The following is a 15220-nucleotide window of genomic DNA, read 5'->3' as shown; positions in this document are numbered from 1 at the left end:
TTACGCGCGTCCTGTCTGGAGCGCAGTTTTACCGATCCGGTATGAAGTCTTTCTGAGGGAACATCGTTAAAGTCGAGTTGTTTTGAATGACCAATAGTCGGAATACATCAATAGAAACAAACCCATGGGAAAAGTTTGCCTAGTGCAACCTTAAAGAACAATTATCGCGGGGAAACATCTCGCCAAGTTTTCGGAAAAGGCGCGCGGTCAAATCATCGCGCGCCGGGGGCGGCGGCTAGCCCGATGTCGAGGACAAGAGCGGCGACCATGCCGGGTCGGAGGCGAAGCCCGGCGTCGGCACCTTCAGCTCGTTGCGGCCCGAGATGTCGACGGAGAACAGCGACGGCCCGCCGCTGCCGCCCGGATCGCGGAAGAACATCAGCACGCGGCCGTTCGGCGAGAAGGTCGGACCTTCGTTGTGGTAGCCAGAAGTGAGAAGCCGTTCGCCGGAGCCGTCCGGCTTCATCACGCCGATCGAAAACTGCCCGCCGCCTTGCCTGGTGAAGGCGATGTAATCTCCGCGCGGCGACCACACTGGCGTCGAATAGGTGGCGTTGTTGTCGTCCTTGGAGAAGGAGATGCGCTGCGCCGCTCCGCCGCCCGCGGCCATGACATAAATCTGCGATCTGCCGCCGCGATCGGACTCGAAGCAGATGCGGGTGCCGTCCGGGGAGTAGGAAGGCGAGGTGTCGATCGCGGGCGTGTCGGTGAGGCGCGTGGTCGAGCGCGAGCGCAGATCCATCACGAACAGGTTGGAATTGCCGCCCTGCTGCAGGCTCATGATGACGCGCTGGCCGTCCGGCGAGAACCTCGGCGCAAAGGTCATGCCGGGGAAGTTGCCGACGATCTCGCGCTGGCCGGTCTCGATGTTGAACAGGTAGACCTTCGGATCGCCCTGGCCAAATTCCATGTAGGTGATCTCTTGCGAGTTCGGCGAGAAGCGCGGCGTCAGCACGAGGTCGGAGCCGCGGGTCAGATAGCGCACATTGGCGCCGTCCTGGTCCATCATCGCGAGCCGCTTGACGCGGCGCTCTTTCGGCCCGGTCTCGTCAACGAACACCACGCGGCTGTCGAAATAGCCCTTCTCGCCGGTCAGCTTCTCATAGATCTGGTCGGAGATGATGTGGGCGATGCGACGCCAATATTCCGGCGAGGTGAAATATTGTTGGCCGGCGAGCTGCTGGCCGGTGACGACGTCCCACAAGCGGAATTCAGCCTTGAGGCGGCCGTCCGGCTGCCGCGTCATGCGGCCGGTGACGAGGGCCTGCGCGTTCAGGGTCTTCCAGTTCTCGAACTGCGGCGCGACGTCGATGTTGCTGATGCGCTCGATGAAGGCGGCCTGGTCGACCGGCGCAAACAGGCCCGAGCGCTTCAGATTGTTGGTGATGACCTGGGTGACGCCGTTGCCGACGTCACCGTCGGCCGGCGAGCCCGGCACAAAATTGGTGATCGCAATCGGAATCGGCCGAAACTCGGTGGGATCGATGCGGAGCCGTCCCTGCGGCTGCTGGGCCAAGGCTTGTCCGCCCCCCAGCATCGCGAGCGTCGATCCGGTCAGGGTCATGAAGCGGCGGCGGTTCATCGATCGAACGTCATTCATCGCAAAATTCTTTTGTTCGGATGTCACAACATGTCTTTCAGGCCGAAAGTCATCGGAATGAGCTTCCAGCTCTCGTATTGCTGCTTCGGCATGAACGAATAGACCTGACACTGCACGATGGCGCGTCTGGCACTCTCCGCCACCGCCTGTGCGATCGATCGCGACGGTCCCCTCACCGCGACGACGATCGGCTCGGACGCGAGCGATCCGTCGATCTTCATGGGAATGTCGATGTCGGCTTCGTATTGATCCGCATCCTGGCCGTTATAGGTCGGCGTGAAGCAGCGCTTCACCGCCCCCTGGAACGCGCCCCGCCAGGTCGCAATGTTGTTGGCGGCCGTTCCGGTCGTCGATCCCAGCGAGGCCGACGCATTCAGCGTCGAGCCGGCGAGTTCGTGCCGGGTCGCGGCGCGCTTGTCGAGATCGCGCTGGATCTGCGCGGGATCGAAGCTGCGCTCCTTGGGCTTCGGCAGCTGCTGTTGCGGCTGCACCGCCGCGACCTTTTGCTCCGGCGGCTTGGGCGGCGGCTTCTTGGTTTCGAGCTTTTTCTGCAGCTCGGCGATCGGATCTTCCTTGGCCGGGTCAGGCTTTTTTTCCGGCGGCTTCGGTTCTTCCTTGGGCTTCGCCTCAGCGACGGGCTTGGGCGGCTCGGGCTTCTTCTCGACCGGCTTCTCCACGGGTTTTGGCGGCGGCTCCGGCGTCGAGTTGGTCTTGATCAGCTCTTTCTTCTCGGTGACCTTGCCGACAGCGTCTTCCTCGGGCTTGGCTTCCGCGATCTTCTCGACCTTCGGCTTCGGCTCTTTCTTGTCGCCGGTCTTCTGCCCCGACATCATCTGCGCGAGTTGATCGGTGGAGATGATGTCGATCGGCAGCGACTCTTCCGCCGGCACAAAAGCCCTGCTGCTAAAGGTGACGAGCCCCCATCCCAGCACGAGGACGTGGAGGGCAATCGACGCAACGAGTGTCTTGTCGACCTTCACCTTCACGGTTTACCCCTGATCCGCTTCCGTGACGAGCGCCAGCTTCTTGAAGCCTGCGCCGGACAACTGGCCCATGACCTTGGCCACCGTCCCGTAATCCGCCTTCTTGTCGGCACGCAAATAGATGCGTTCCTCGAGCCCGCCGCGCGCGTCCGTGATCGCCTTCAGCTTGGGGATCAGTTCGTTGATCGCGATCTCGGCGTCGTTGATGAACACCTTGCCCTTGATGTCCACCGACATCTGGATCGGCTTCTGGTCGTTGTTTTCGAGGCTCTTGGCCTGGGTCTGCGGCAGGTCGAGCGGCACGCCGACCGTCAACATCGGCGCCGAGACCATGAAGATGATGAGCAGCACCAGCATCACGTCCACCATCGGCGTGACGTTGATTTCGGCCACGACCGGCTTGCGCCGGCCACGGCGCCCACCGCCTCCGGACGAACTCGCAACGTTCATGCCCATGGTCTGGTGCCCAAATTGCCCTTCACACTATACATGCCGTCCGTCAGCCCCGCTCGTCGATCTGGCGCGACAGGATGGCTGAAAATTCATCGGCGAAGCCTTCGAGCCGCTGGGCCTGCCGGTTCACCTCGGAGGTGAACTTATTGTAGAAAATAGTGGCAGGAATGGCGGCGATAAGGCCGACGGCGGTCGCAAACAGCGCCTCCGCGATGCCAGGGGCCACCACCGCCAAAGAGGTGTTTTTCGACGCCGCGATCGACTGGAAGCTCGACATGATGCCCCAGACGGTGCCGAACAGGCCGACGAAGGGGCCTGCGGAGCCGACGGTGGCGAGCACCAGCAGCCGGCGTTCCAGCCGCTCGACCTCGCGGGCGATCGAGACATTCATGACCTTGTCGATGCGCATCTGAAGGCCTGCGACCGAGCGGGCCTGGCTCTCGAACGAACGCTTCCACTCGCGCATCGCGGCGACGAAGCAGGCCGCCATGGAATGTGTCGGCTTGGCCGAGAGCGTGCGATAGAGGTCCTCGATCGACTCGCCGGACCAGAAAGCCTGCTCGAAACGGTCCATCGAGCGGCGGGTGCGGGCAAACAGGAAGATCTTGTCGATGGCGATCGCCCAGACCCAGACCGAGCAGGCGAGAAGCCCCAGCATCACCGCTTTCACGATCCAGTGAGCCTGCCAGAACAGCGCGATCAGCGACACGTCCGCGGAAGCGGCAACCGGAAGGGCTGACTGAGCCACGTCGGCCGGATTCATAAGCAGTATCCTCTCAAGGCGATCGTTACCTGATGTCCCGACCTAATGTCCCGGCCAGCAAATGGCCGCCGGTTCCCCAATAGCCGCGCTAGAACCGGCGCGGCCGGCAAGCCCGCTCAAAGCCTTGTCTTTCTGGGGTGCAGGGCTCGTCCAAAGCCGGCCGCCTGCATTCCCTGCCAAGATGTCAAAACTATGGGCCCGACCCCAAGGCTCAGACTTCAGGCTTTGGGCGCGCGATTGTCCGCAATTACCAGAGCCCGGCGATGGTTAATGCTGGGTTACCGCAGACGAATTTGAGTGCGGGAAAGGGAGGTCGCACAGGGGGATGGGAGGCGCGGCGGGCGGGCCGTGTTCCCGACGGGACGGTGCGCTGCGCCCGGGACAGCAGAGTTCCGCTTTCCCGTGCGCATCAGGAGCGGAGCCCGCTATCCCGGTCAGAGGAACCAGCCTCCGTCCGAAAAATTGTCTGGAAAATCACTTCTCGCGAGGTTTTGCCATGAGCATCAACCCCAAGACGACCGCCGCGGTCGGCGATCATCCGCTCCACCCCATGATCATCCCGTTCCCCGTCGCCTTCCTGGTCGGCGCGCCCATCGCCGATCTCGCCTTCATCGGCACCGGTGACGGCTTTTGGGCCAGAGCCGCGATCTGGCTGATCGGCGCCGGTATTGTGATGGCGCTCGTTGCGGCCGTGGCCGGCTTCACCGACTTCTTCAGCGACGCCCGCATCCGCAGCCTCAATGACGCCTGGTATCACATGATCGGCAATCTCGTAGCCGTCGTGCTGGCCCTGATCAATTTCTACCTCCGCTACGCGCAAGGCGCGGAAGCTGCAATCAAGCCGTGGGGCGTGGCGCTGTCCCTGGTCGTGGTCGGCATTCTGCTTTTCACGGGCTGGAAGGGCTGGGAGTTGGTCTACCGGCATCACGTCGCGGTGCTGGACGCGCCGGGCCAGACCAGTTCGGAGCCGGTCAGCCCGCGTCATGGCGGCGAGAGCCGCCGCCGCGCCGCGTGAACGAGGAGCACGTCGCCTGATGACGTGACGGCGAGTCAGGCCGCGGAAGCGGGCTCTGGGCAATTGGTCAGCCGCGCCGGATTGCCGATTGCGGTGCAGCCCCGGGGCACGTCGCTCGTCACGACGGTGTCGGCGCCGATCTTTGCAAAATCGCCGATTCTGACGTTGCCGAGAATTGTCGCGCCGGAGCCGATGAACACGCCGCGACCAATGCGAGGCGAGCGCGCCGGCAGTTCCGTGCCACGACCGATGCTGACGTTCTGAAGGATGGTGGCCTCGTCGCCGATCACCACATCGGCACCGATCACGATGCCGGTGGCGTGGTCGAGATACACCGACGATCCCAAGCTCGCCGCCGGATGAATGCTGACCTGCAGGACGTTCGACGCCTCGTTCTGAAACAGCAGCGCCGCGTCACCACGGTCGTGATGCCAGAGCCAGTTCGAGACGCGCCACGCCTGCAAGGCGACGTAGCCCTTCAAGTGCAGCAGCGGCGCCAACACTCCGCTGATGGCGGGATCGCCAAGCACGATGGCCTGCAAGTCGCGGCCGGCCGCCTCGATCAGATCCGGCTGACCATTGAAGGCGTCGCGGGAAAATGTCGTGAAGCGCGCGCGTTCGACCTCGCTGTCGCCAAGCCGGCGTCCGATCAGGTCGGACAGTGCGGCGGTAAAATCGTCATGGACGAGGATGAGTCCGACAAGAGCCTTGCCGAATATGGCGTCGGCTGCCGCGGTGCGCTGCGCCTCGTCGCGGATCTTCTGCCAGAGGGTTTCGCTCGCCATCATCGCCGCTTCCGCCATCGTTGCTGCCTGCGGTATTTTGACGCTTCCTTTTCACTGTCGGCTATAGGCCGTCGGCAGCCCGCGCGCCACGCACCCCGTGAGGCTACGAGCTTGCATGCCAAGCAGTCGGGATCATATATATGGAGGCAGCCGAGTTCCGCCCGTAGCTATGGTCTCAGGTTCGTGCTGCCGCGCTGGCCCGGGTTGCTCAGGCAAAGCATCTCGTTCAAAGCCCCGCAGTGGTCCGCCATCCCCGGGATTGTCGCACACAGCGGCCCTCAGTGCTGCCGAAGCGATTCCCGAATCCCCGTCCTCCAAGGTCACGCCAATACATGTCGCCCAACGCCCCCGCTGACGACCAACACGACGACATCATGTATCCCTCCGCCCTGCCGTTCCTGCTGGTCCATCTCGGCTGCATTGCTGCGATCTGGACCGGCGTTACCTGGCAGGCCATCGCGATCTGCGCCTCACTCTATGTCGTCCGTATGTTTGCGATCGGAGCAGGCTACCACCGCTATTTCTCCCATCGGGCTTTTGCGACCGGTCGAGTGTTTCAGTTCATCCTGGCCTGGCTTGCGCAAAGCACCGCGCAGAAAAGCGTTTTGTGGTGGGCGGCCAAGCATCGACATCATCATCTGCATTCCGATACCGAAGACGACGTGCATTCGCCGCGTCATCGAGGCTTCCTCTACAGTCATCTCGGCTGGATTTTTTACAGGGAGCACGATGGCACCGACCTCGTGAAAGTCGGAGATTTCGCCGCCTATCCGGAGTTGATGTGGCTGCATCGCCTGGAACTCCTGCCAGCCGTCACGCTGGCTGCGCTCTGCTTCCTGGTTGGCGGATGGTCCGGTCTCGTCGTCGGCTTCCTGTGGAGCACCGTGCTGGTCTATCACGCGACCTTCTGCATCAATTCCCTCGCCCACGTGCATGGACGCAAGCGGTACGTGACCGGCGATGATTCACGCAACAATTGGCTGCTGGCCTTGTTCACTCTCGGTGAGGGCTGGCACAACAATCACCACGCCTACCAGAGCAGCGTGCGGCAGGGTTTTCGCTGGTGGGAAATCGACGTCACCTATTACATCCTGAAGGTGCTGTCCTGGTTCGGCATCGTCTGGAACATGAAGTCGCCACCCGAGCAGGTGCTGCGCAACGAGCAGCCGCTTGGCGCACGCGTCATCAACCGGGCGGCCCGCGAGCTTGCCGGACGGTTCGATGCGCAGACCCTGGCGCATGCGATTTCGTCGGCGCTCCGCCGAGCCGATTTGGCCCAGTTGCAACTGCCGACGCTGCACGACATCCTGAGTCGCGCGCACGAAGGTGTCGATGCACTGACGCATCTGCATTTGCCGAAGATTCCGACCCGCGACGAGTTTCTCGCCGAGGCCAAGGCGATGTTTGCGCGAACGCGATCACTGAACGAGATCGTGGACTATGCCTACGAACACTTCCTGGAGTCGGTTCGCGCGCAGCTCGCCACGGCGCGCTGACCAAGTCTCTCTGGACCAGGACTTTCCAGACCAAGACTTTTCCAAACCAAGGCAATCCGGACGGTCGCGGCAGCCTGACGCGCATTCCCAAAATCAAACCGCCCGCCTGCGGGTTGCGCAGGCGGGCGGCTCGGGGCCATCAGGACTTTGGGGGCATGCGCCTGACGGCTTTGAGAGGCGTCAGTCCCGAGATCAAGCTTGAGATCAACCTTGCTGCTGGTCGGTCGGCGGCGGGGTCGGGCGTGTCTTGTGTTGCGCCATGAACTGGTCGAACTCTTCCTTGTCCTTGGCGTGACGCAGACGGTCGAGGAAGTTCTTGAACTCGACCTGCTCCTCCTCGAGCCGCTGCAATGTCTCGGTGCGGTACTCGTCAAAGGCGCGGTTGCCGCTCGAGGGCGGACCGAAGCCAAAGCCGAAACCGTGGCGCTCCATGCGGCCGCGCATACGATCCATCTTGTACTGCATCCGCTCCATCTTGTTCTGCCAGCGATCCTGGTTGCTCCAGCACGACATTCTTCTGCTCCCGAGTGTGAAAAAGAGAAGGGCAAGTCCGATCGGCCACCAGATGATGAAGCCGAGGATGGTCACGGCGATCCAGCCGGGATGCCAGGGCGTATTGAGCATGTGGGGGCGCTCGTAGTGTTGGTCCGAAGGGCCGCGCCATCGATTGACATCAGCGGTGTAGGCCATTTCCCTCTCCATGACGGCATCAGCGCCGTTGTGAATGTAAATAACATTTACATAGGTAGATCATCCCGCGGTTTTGTCAAGCCGACCGCCTGACAGGGCGGGGCAATTATTTGGGTAACTTTATTTCGGCTTGCCCCAGGGACCACCGGGCGGCACGCCTGAACCGGAGGATGCCTCCGGCGGCACCGGCGGCGGCTCGGCGCTTTTCGCCGGGGGACGGCGATCGGTCGGGAACCCGAGACCGCGCAGATAGATCAGCACCTCAGCTTCGAGCAGCTCGTCCGGCGACATCGGCAGCTTTCGACGCGCGGCGTCACCGCGGGAGAACAGCGAGGCCACGCCATGCGCCATGGACCAGATGTGCAGCGCCATCATCATCGCCGGCGGCCGCGGCGTGCCCGGCGGCGCCAGCGCGGCAAGCCGCTCCGCCGCGGCACGAATGATGTTGAAAGCACGCTCGCTGGCCGCCTGGAGCGCCGGATTGGCATCCACCGGGAGGCCAGATTCGAACATCGCGTTGTAGAACGCGGGCTCCTCGCGGGCGAAGGCGAGATAGGCCCTGCCGACACGCTCGAACGCCGTGACGGTGTCGGGCCGTCCGTCGTCCCAAGCCGCGGTCAGGCGCGATTCAAACTGCTCGAAGCCGCGCTGCGCGATCGAGGACAGCAGTTCTTCACGGTCGCGAAAATGCCGGTACGGCGCCGCCGCACTGACGCCGGCCATGCGCGCGGCATCGGCAAAGGTGAAGCCGGCCGCGCCCTTCTCGGCGATCAATCCGAGGGCGGCCTGCAACAGGGCTTCCTTCAGATTGCCGTGGTGATAGCCGCGCTCGGCGCGGCGCGTCTCCTTGCGCCAGCTCATGTGAACGACCTTTACATGAGCCGGCGGTGAAGGTCACTAGCGGCGACGGGTTGATCAGCCCGTATTCTTCCCGGTCCGGCGAGGCGGCCCGAGATCCTAGCCGCTAGGGATCGGCAGCACCGGCATGATCTCGACGCGTTCGCCGGGGAAGATCGTGAAGTGCGGGTGGTTCTCGAACATCTTCGCCGCGGCTTCATGGGACGCTGCGCGCACCACGGTGAAGGCGCCCATCTCGTTGGCGATGTCGGCGATGCCCTTGCCGTCGACCTTCTTGGTCTTGCCGAGCGGGCCGCCCATGGCCTCGATCGCGCCCTGGTGCTTTTCGACCCAGCCTTTCCACGCCGCCATGCCCGCCTGCTCTTTCGCCTTGCGCTCGGCCTCGGGCATCGCATTCCATGCGGTCCATTTGGAACTGGTCTTGCTGCCGAGGAAAACGGCGAGATAGGTGTCGGTGCTCATCGGTTCTCTCCTTTGGTGATGGATAGACGAAGCTGCGGCTATTTCTTCAGGTCGCCGAAACCGGCGGCCTCCTGCACGTCAGGCGGGAAGTCGCTCATCTCCTGCACCTGACGGATCTCGATGATTTCGTTCGGTGCGGCCGGACACCGCCTGGCCCAGGCGATCGCCTCGGCACGCGAGGCAACCTCGATCATCCAGTAGCCGCCCAGGACCTCCTTGGCCTCGGCGAACGGACCATCGGTCACGATGGGCTTGCCGGCCGCAAACGAGACGCGCGCGCCCATCGAGGGCGGGTGCAGGCCGTCGAGCGTGATCAGCACGCCGGCGTCCTTCAGCGCCTCGTTGTAGCGCACCATCGCAGCGACCCGCTCGGGATCGAGTTGAACGTCGGGCGCCGCGGTCTCGTAGCCGAGCGGGATCATCAGCATCATGAATCGCATGAGCACTCCTTGCGTGCTTTTTCGTTCGGGTTGCGCGGCGAGGCGCCACTCCGGATGGACGGGAGCGACGCCCGGGCCGCCCGCTCTCACCTCCAAGACGAAGGAACCTTGACGAAACCGACAGGTGACGAAATTTCTTCTGGCGATTATTGGCTGGCGCTAGCGCGCCTGCGGCAGGAAACGCCCGTCCCGCCGGGCAGCGCCGAAATAGACGTCGATGCGGCGAACCTTGCCGCCGGCGAAGGTGAAGAACTCGGTGTTGCGAAAGCTCCTGCCATCTGTCGCCAGGCAGAGATAGGTGACGAAGGCCTCGTCGCCTTGGACGAAGATCCGCTCAATGTCGTGCCGCGCAATCCAGCCGGTGTCCCTCCAGCAACGCTCGAAATAAGCCGCCTTGTCGAGGTCGTCGTCGAACGGGCTGGTGAAGCGGAAATCGTCCGCCAACGCGTCGGCGACCCGTTGCCGGTCGTTGCCGAGATAAGCGGCGAAAAGGTCTCGAATCTGGCGCTCGTGGTTGGACATTGCGGATCTCCCTGGCAATGATCCCCTGGAAGACGATCCATCGAGGACCGTCCCGACATCGTGCCTTCGAGTTAAGGCCTTCCTCGTCGGGACGAAAGCGAAGTAAAAGAGGCTCGCGTTTGCGCGACCCAATCTTTCATAAGGACCGATCAGCCAATGCCCCCTACCCCGCACCGCGTTGCCCTCGTCACCGGAGCCGCGCGTGGCATCGGGCTTGCGACCGCGAAGAAGTTTTTGAGCGAGGGCTGGCGGGTGGCGTTGATCGACATCGAGGGCGAGTTGCTCGGCTGCGCGGTCGCCGAGATCGGCCGGGACGAGGCCACGCTGGCGTTGACCTGCGACGTCTCGGACGCAGCCGCGGTTGCCGCCGCGATGACGACGGTCGAACAGCGGTTTGGCCGGCTCGATGCGCTCGTCAATAATGCCGGCATTGCCGTGTTCGCGCCGCTGATGGAGACGTCGGAGACCGATTGGCGGCGCGTGCTCGAGGTCAACCTCACCGGCCCGTTCCTCTGCACCAAGGCGGCGGTGCCGCTGATGCGCGACGGCAATGGCGGCGCCATCGTCAACATCACCTCGATCTCGGCAGTGCGCGCCTCGACGCTGCGCTCGGCCTACGGCACCAGCAAGGCCGGTCTCGCGCACCTTACCAAGCAGCTCGCGGTTGAGCTCGCGTCCCTCAACATCCGTGTCAACGCGGTCGCGCCGGGACCGGTCGACACCGCGATGGCGAAGCAGGTGCACACCAGCGAGATCCGCGCCGATTATCACGACGCCATTCCGCTCAACCGCTACGGCCTGGAAGAGGAACTCGCCGAAGCCATCTACTTCCTGTGCTCGGAACGATCGAGCTACATCACCGGACAAATTTTGGCCGTCGATGGCGGCTTCGATGCGGCAGGCATCGGCCTGCCGACGCTGCGCGGCGAGCGGAGGAACGGGTAGGCACCGCGTAGGTTGGCCTAGCGAAGCGTTACCACCTCTTCTCGTCGGCCTATCCTACGGACTCGAATTCGCGGAGGCTTCATGCGGCGCGTCACCTTTCTCAGGGCCCTGATCCTCGCATCCGCGCTGCTCGCCGCCACGCCTGCCTCGGCCGAAATCCGCATCATCCAGTCGCCCGGTGGACAGGTCGGGCCGTTCCTCGATTTGTTCGAGAAGGTGCGCGAGAGCGGCGAGCGCGTGGTGATCGATGGTCCCTGCCTGTCCGCCTGCACACTGGTACTGAGCATCGTGCCGGGCGAGCGGATTTGCGTGACGAAACGCGCCGTGCTCGGCTTCCACGCGGCGCGATCGGTCGATCGGCGCGGACGCTTCTACGCCGAGCCGGAAGCATCAGATGCGGTGCTTGCGGCCTATCCCGGCCCGGTGCGTGACTGGATCAGCCGCCGCGGCGGCCTCTCGTCGCGGTTGCTTCTGCTGAAGGGACGCGACCTCGCCGCGATCTATCCGCGTTGCCGGTGATGATCGGCGGACGCAATCGCCCGCCAAAATTGCGCCGGTCACCTGCTTCGAGAGGTCTAGTAAAAACTCTGGATCAACTCGGTCAATTCCATGCTCGCGCAGATGAGCATACCCCAAAGTGCAAAGTTGATCTGCAGCGCCGCCGCCATCGGTCGCTCCCCTTCCAAGTCCGCCCGCCCCAGTTTTTAGAATTTATGACGAAATAAATAACGATTCTGTCCCGGAGTTCACAGCCTAATCTTGCGCCAGTTGTTGTGCGATGCGGTCCGCATCATTTCACGAAGCGGCCTCACTGCTCTCGCAATGTGGTGCGACAGCAGAATTCATATTCGGCCATGTCGGCCACGCGTTTCCCTTAGGTTCCATTTGAGCGGTGCGACGCAAGCTTCGGTAAGCGGACTTGGCGCGTCGCATACAACACCCAAGGGTCCGGCATGATGCGACACGGCTTCGTCTTGCTCACTTTTTGCGCAACGCTCATGGGATGCGTGGTCGCGCCTGCGCAGGATCGCCGTCCGATCGCATGGGACGGCCTCGGTCAGGATCCGAACCGTCCCTCCGTCATCAAGCGTCGCGTGGCGACCCAAGCTCCCGCGGCGAGTGATCCGAATCAGGAGCGGGAGAGAGTCCTCGGCACCTTGCGCCCGTACTCCGCGGCGTGGTGGGCAATCCACGACGAAATCGAAGCGGAGAATGACAGGCAGCTCGGGACAAAGCTCGTGATCTGTCCGCGCTGCGTTCCCTCCTCCCAGCCACCGAGCAATGACGTGACCGGATCGATCCGCTGAGGGGCACGCGGTCGACGCGACGTCCTCATGGGCGCCCCTCTCCCGCATCGTAGGGGAGAGGGGGATCGCCGTTCAGCGCGTCAGGCGATCGCGCCTGTCACATTCCCTCGGCCGGGCAGTTCACCATCCAGGGAATGCCGAACTTGTCGACGCACATGCCAAAACCCTTGGCCCAGAACGTCTTGCTGAAGGGCATGGTGACGTTGCCCCCATCGGCGAGCGCGTTGAACTTGCGCTCGCCCTCCGCCGGGTCCGCGACCGTGAGCGAGATCGAAAAGCCCTGCGGCTTGTGAAAATGTTCGCTTGGTGCGTCGGAGGCCATCAGCACGCTGCCGTCGGGCAGCGACATCCGCGCATGCATGATCGTCTTCTCGCGGCCGGGCGCCGCAGCCATGTCCGGCGGTGCGTCCGAAGAACGCATCATGGCGTCGATCTTGCCGCCGAGAACCTTGGCGTAATAATTGAACGCCGCTTCGCAGGTGTCCTGATAGAACAGATAGGGATTGAGCATCGTTTCTCTCCTTTTTGCTTTGGTTCGGGGTGACGGCGCTACTTCTCGGTGAGCTTCTTCAGGCTGGCCAAGCCCGCCTCGAAATCCTTGCCGATCATGTTGTCCATGTTGACGAACACCTGCATGACTTTGGACAGGAACGGGGCCGGACCGGACATCGCCCACGTGACCAGTGTGGCATCGCCTTGCGGCACAAAGGTGAACTCGGCGGTGTTGTGGCCTTCGAAAGGCCGCTCGAAATCGAGCTTGATGCGTAGTTTTGACGACGCACTCGCCTCGAGGATCTCCATATGGCCGGCGCCGACATTGTTGTTGCCGTCCCAGGCATAGGTCGCGCCCTTGCCTTGCGCGGTGCCGCCAAACGCCCGCTTCATCGCAGGATCGCGGTTCTCGTAGGGGGACCAGGCCGTCCAGCGATGGAAATCGGCAACCAAGGGATAGACTGCATTGGCCGGCGCTTTCACGGCGAGGCTGCGCTCGACGCGGAATGTGTCGGGCTTCGTCAGGGCAAAGCCGAGCACGCCCACGATTCCGACCGCGAGCAGGATGGCGATGACGGCAATGGCTTTCAGCATGAATGGCTCCCTGGATACGCTCCTAGGACGAAGGGAGGGGACCGGGCCCGACAAGGCGAAGCGGAAAAATTTGTTATGCCCCAGGCAGGCGCTCCCTACTTCACCTTTGCGCCTTCGACCTTAGCGTCTTGCCTGGCGCCGCCATTGGCGCCCTTGGGCTGGCTGTCCCGGATCAGGCGATCGAGATGCATGCGGATGTGAGCGGCTTCTGCGGACGTGTTGGCGAGGGCGATGGCGCGGTCGAAGGCGATGCGGGCTTCGTCGTTGCGGCCGAGCTGCATCAGGAAGGCGCCGCGCACGCCATAGAAATGGAAATAGTTGGCAAGCTTTGGCGCCAGCGGCTCGATCAGGTCGAGCGCGGCTTGCGGTCCGCGCACCTTGGAAACCGCGACCGCGCGGTTGAGCGTCACCACCGGCGAGGGCTGCACCACCTCCAGCGCACCATAGAGCAGGTCGATCTGCGCCCAGTCGGTCTCCTCAGGCGTGGAGGCGCGGGCATGCAGCGCAGCAATCGCGGCCTGGATCTGGTAGGGCCCGCTGCGGCGATGGCGTATCGCCTTGTCGATCAGCGCGAGGCCTTCCGCGATCATCGTGCCGTTCCACAGCGAACGATCCTGGTCGTCCAGCAGGATCAGCGAGCCATCCGCGGCAAAGCGCGAGGCACTGCGCGCATGCTGCAACAAGATGAGCGCCGTGAGTCCCATGATCTCCGGCTCGCTCTGGAACAGCCGCAGCAGCAGCCGCGCCAGCCGGATCGCTTCCTCGCACAGCGGCTTTCTGATTTCGGCGGTGTCGCCGCTCGCCGAATAGCCCTCGTTGAAGATCAAATAGATCATCGCCGCGACAACGGCGAGCCGCTCCGAGCGCTCGACCGCGCCCGGCGTTTCAAACGGCGTCCCGGCCTCCGCGACCTTGGCCTTGGCACGCGTGATGCGCTGCTCCATCGCCGCTTCCGACACCAGGAAGGCGCGCGCGATCTGCTTCACCGTCAGGCCGCAGACGATGCGGAGCGCCAGCGCGATCTGCTGCGTTGCCGGCAGCCCTGGATGGCAGCAGATGAACATCAGCCGCAAGATGTCGTCGCGGTAGTGCGAGCCGTCGAGCCGCTCGGCGAGCGCGCCCTCGGCGTCGTCGAGATCGGAGATCGCCTGGTCGTCCTCCGGCAGCGGCTGCTGCTTGCGGGTGCGGCGCACCTCGTCGATGGCAACGTTGCGGCCGACCATGATCAGCCAGGCGGCGGGATCGCGCGGCGGTCCGTTCTGCGGCCAGGTCTTCAGCGCGCGCAGGCAGGCGTTCTGGAAGGCCTCCTCGGCGGTGTCGAGATCGCGGAAATAGCGCAGCAGCGCGCCGACCGCCTGGGGGCGCGCCGAGGTCAGCGCGGTCTCGATCCAGGCGGTATCGGCTTCGCTCATTTCAGATTCCCTCCGGGACTGAACACGCCGACGGGGCGCACCTCGTAGGCGCCGCCGGGATTGGCGGCACCGAGGTCGCGGGCGACATCGAGTGCGTCATCGAGATTCTTGCAATCCACGATATAGAAGCCGAGCAACTGCTCCTTGGTCTCAGCGTAGGGGCCGTCGAGCACCAGTGGCGGGTCCTCCTTGCGCAGCGTCGCTGCCGCAGTGGTCGGCAGCAGCCGCGCCACCGGGCCGAGCCTGCCCTGCTTCGCGAGACCTTCCTGCACCACGGCGAGCTTCTTCATCACGGTCTCGTCCTGGTCCTTGCTCCATGAGCCGACGAAGTCCTCGTCGTGATAGCAAAGGATCGCATAAAGCATGGGCAGTACCTTCTCTGAGCGCTTGTTTTGAAGACGAT

Annotated in this window: 19 protein-coding genes; 5 read left to right on the top strand and 14 right to left on the bottom strand. The window is 63.6% G+C overall.

The genetic code is table 11. From position 1 onward, the window contains the following. Positions 1–235 precede the first annotated feature (235 nt). From tolB to tolQ, 4 genes are read right to left on the bottom strand one after another with little or no spacing between them, the layout of a single operon-like run. Entirely contained in the window at positions 236–1582 is a 1347-nt protein-coding gene (tolB, locus tag RX329_RS07785) for a Tol-Pal system beta propeller repeat protein TolB (RefSeq protein ID WP_026232593.1), read from the bottom strand. Positions 1583–1623: 41 nt separating this feature from the next. Further along, positions 1624–2586, bottom strand: a complete 963-nt coding sequence (locus tag RX329_RS07780) for a hypothetical protein (RefSeq protein ID WP_018453790.1) — start codon at positions 2584–2586, stop codon at positions 1624–1626. Between the two features lie 3 nt (positions 2587–2589). After that, complete coding sequence (gene tolR, locus RX329_RS07775) at positions 2590–3039, bottom strand: protein TolR (RefSeq protein ID WP_018453789.1); 450 nt, start codon at positions 3037–3039, stop codon at positions 2590–2592. Between the two features lie 43 nt (positions 3040–3082). Then, positions 3083–3799 carry a protein TolQ gene (gene tolQ / locus RX329_RS07770; protein WP_007596319.1) on the bottom strand — a complete coding sequence of 239 codons (717 nt, stop codon included), beginning with the start codon at positions 3797–3799 and terminating at the stop codon, positions 3083–3085. A 496-nt stretch (positions 3800–4295) separates the two neighbouring features. Between tolQ and RX329_RS07765 the strand changes: the two genes are divergently transcribed. Next, positions 4296–4814 (top strand): DUF2231 domain-containing protein, encoded by a 519-nt coding sequence (locus RX329_RS07765; RefSeq protein WP_018453788.1) that lies wholly within the window; start codon positions 4296–4298, stop codon positions 4812–4814. A gap of 35 nt (positions 4815–4849) precedes the next feature. Here the strand turns inward: RX329_RS07765 and RX329_RS07760 are convergent, their stop codons facing one another. Beyond that, entirely contained in the window at positions 4850–5617 is a 768-nt protein-coding gene (locus RX329_RS07760) for a serine O-acetyltransferase (RefSeq protein ID WP_085348906.1), read from the bottom strand. A gap of 314 nt (positions 5618–5931) precedes the next feature. Here RX329_RS07760 and RX329_RS07755 point away from each other — a divergent pair, with 314 nt between their 5' ends. Beyond that, positions 5932–7095 carry an acyl-CoA desaturase gene (locus RX329_RS07755; protein ID WP_018453786.1) on the top strand — a complete coding sequence of 388 codons (1164 nt, stop codon included), beginning with the start codon at positions 5932–5934 and terminating at the stop codon, positions 7093–7095. Positions 7096–7299: 204 nt separating this feature from the next. Here the strand turns inward: RX329_RS07755 and RX329_RS07750 are convergent, their stop codons facing one another. The 5 genes from RX329_RS07750 to RX329_RS07730 all read right to left on the bottom strand — a co-directional run bounded on the left by RX329_RS07750 (position 7300) and on the right by RX329_RS07730 (position 10067). After that, a complete protein-coding gene (locus RX329_RS07750; RefSeq protein ID WP_007596323.1) occupies positions 7300–7785 on the bottom strand; it encodes a DUF2852 domain-containing protein in 486 nt (161 codons plus the stop codon). 120 nt (positions 7786–7905) lie between these two features. Beyond that, positions 7906–8646: a TetR/AcrR family transcriptional regulator gene (locus RX329_RS07745; protein WP_085348908.1), complete on the bottom strand. Its 741-nt coding sequence runs from the start codon at positions 8644–8646 to the stop codon at positions 7906–7908. A gap of 96 nt (positions 8647–8742) precedes the next feature. Then, entirely contained in the window at positions 8743–9105 is a 363-nt protein-coding gene (locus tag RX329_RS07740) for a YciI family protein (RefSeq protein ID WP_085359470.1), read from the bottom strand. 38 nt (positions 9106–9143) lie between these two features. After that, positions 9144–9545 carry a YciI family protein gene (locus RX329_RS07735; RefSeq protein ID WP_085359472.1) on the bottom strand — a complete coding sequence of 134 codons (402 nt, stop codon included), beginning with the start codon at positions 9543–9545 and terminating at the stop codon, positions 9144–9146. A 159-nt stretch (positions 9546–9704) separates the two neighbouring features. Further along, on the bottom strand, positions 9705–10067 hold the full coding sequence (locus RX329_RS07730; RefSeq protein WP_085359474.1) for a nuclear transport factor 2 family protein: 363 nt from the start codon (positions 10065–10067) through the stop codon (positions 9705–9707). Between the two features lie 156 nt (positions 10068–10223). Between RX329_RS07730 and RX329_RS07725 the strand changes: the two genes are divergently transcribed. The 3 genes from RX329_RS07725 (at position 10224) to RX329_RS07715 (ending at position 12319) form a co-directional block, all read left to right on the top strand. After that, positions 10224–11012, top strand: coding sequence for an SDR family NAD(P)-dependent oxidoreductase (locus RX329_RS07725; RefSeq protein ID WP_085348910.1), 789 nt, complete (start codon positions 10224–10226; stop codon positions 11010–11012). Positions 11013–11093: 81 nt separating this feature from the next. After that, positions 11094–11531, top strand: a complete 438-nt coding sequence (locus RX329_RS07720) for a hypothetical protein (RefSeq protein WP_018453779.1) — start codon at positions 11094–11096, stop codon at positions 11529–11531. 434 nt (positions 11532–11965) lie between these two features. Beyond that, complete coding sequence (locus tag RX329_RS07715; RefSeq protein ID WP_085348911.1) at positions 11966–12319, top strand: hypothetical protein; 354 nt, start codon at positions 11966–11968, stop codon at positions 12317–12319. Positions 12320–12416: 97 nt separating this feature from the next. Here RX329_RS07715 and RX329_RS07710 read toward each other — a convergent pair whose 3' ends face one another. The 4 genes from RX329_RS07710 to RX329_RS07695 form a co-directional block, all read right to left on the bottom strand. Beyond that, positions 12417–12830 (bottom strand): VOC family protein, encoded by a 414-nt coding sequence (locus RX329_RS07710; RefSeq protein ID WP_085348912.1) that lies wholly within the window; start codon positions 12828–12830, stop codon positions 12417–12419. 38 nt (positions 12831–12868) lie between these two features. After that, positions 12869–13405 carry an SRPBCC family protein gene (locus tag RX329_RS07705; RefSeq protein ID WP_018453775.1) on the bottom strand — a complete coding sequence of 179 codons (537 nt, stop codon included), beginning with the start codon at positions 13403–13405 and terminating at the stop codon, positions 12869–12871. Between the two features lie 95 nt (positions 13406–13500). Further along, positions 13501–14817, bottom strand: coding sequence for an RNA polymerase sigma factor (locus RX329_RS07700; RefSeq protein ID WP_018453774.1), 1317 nt, complete (start codon positions 14815–14817; stop codon positions 13501–13503). Continuing rightward, positions 14814–15182, bottom strand: coding sequence for a YciI family protein (locus RX329_RS07695; RefSeq protein WP_026232592.1), 369 nt, complete (start codon positions 15180–15182; stop codon positions 14814–14816). The genes RX329_RS07700 and RX329_RS07695 overlap by 4 nt, the downstream gene beginning before the upstream one ends. Positions 15183–15220 lie beyond the last annotated feature (38 nt).

Origin of the sequence: Bradyrhizobium sp. BWC-3-1 (assembly GCF_032917965.1) — a bacterium.
GTDB classification, from domain to species: Bacteria; Pseudomonadota; Alphaproteobacteria; order Rhizobiales; family Xanthobacteraceae; genus Bradyrhizobium; species Bradyrhizobium canariense_D.
This window is presented reverse-complemented; position numbering and strand designations above follow the sequence as displayed.